Annotated in this window: 1 protein-coding gene; it reads left to right on the plus strand. The window is 62.7% G+C overall.

What is annotated here, in order from left to right; genetic code table 11:
- Nucleotides 1-851: IS66 family transposase (tnpC, locus tag FXV83_RS41790; protein ID WP_148745820.1), on the plus strand; the 851-nt coding region annotated here is incomplete at its 5' end.
- Nucleotides 852-853: the final 2 nt, after the last annotated feature.

Genomic DNA, 853 nt, shown 5'->3' on the forward strand with positions numbered 1-853 from the left:
ATGAGACCCCGGCGCCGGTGTTGGATCCGGGGCGCGGCAGGACCAAAACCGGCTACTTCTGGGCACTCTCGCGCGATGACAGGCCTTGGGCCGGACCTGACCCACCTGGCGTGGTTTACGCCTATGCACCGGGCCGCGGCGCCGTTCATGGCTTGAGGCTGCTTGAGGGCTATCGTGGCATCATCCACTGCGATGGCTATGAGGCTTACAAGACCATGACCCGAGAGACGCGTGCGGACGCGCTGTCGGGCACGCTCGCCTTCTGCTGGTCGCATCTACGGCGCCAGTTTGTGAAGATCGAGCGCGAGGCCTCTCCGGCACCGGCTCCGGTTGCCCGCGAGGCCCTCGAGCGCATCGCCCAACTCTACGCGGTCGAGAAAGCACTCCGTGGCCGATCTGATGCTGAGCGCCGCGCAGGCCGACAAGCGCATGCCCGGCCTTTAGCCGCAGCCTTGAAGCAGTGGTTTGAGGCAAAGCTTGATCACCTTGCACAGAAGAGCGACACGGCGAAGGCTTTGCGTTATGCGCTGCGTCATTGGGACGGCCTGACGCTCTACCTTGATGACGGGCGCATCGAGATGGACACGAATGCGGTCGAGCGTGCGATGCGGCCGATCAAGCTCAACGCCAAGAACTCCCTGTTTGCCGGTTGTGACGAGGGGGCCGAAAATTGGGGAGTACTAGCTTCGTTAATCGAGACCTGTAAGCTCAACAGCGTCAGCGCCGAGCACTGGCTCTCCGACGTCCTCTCTAAGCTCGTCAATGGCTGGCCTGCGGCGCGACTGGACGAACTGCTTCTGTGGTCGTCGACCTACACGATGCATGCACACGACCCAAGGTTGGCAGCATGAGC

This window comes from Bradyrhizobium hipponense (assembly GCF_008123965.1).
GTDB lineage: Bacteria > Pseudomonadota > Alphaproteobacteria > Rhizobiales > Xanthobacteraceae > Bradyrhizobium > Bradyrhizobium hipponense.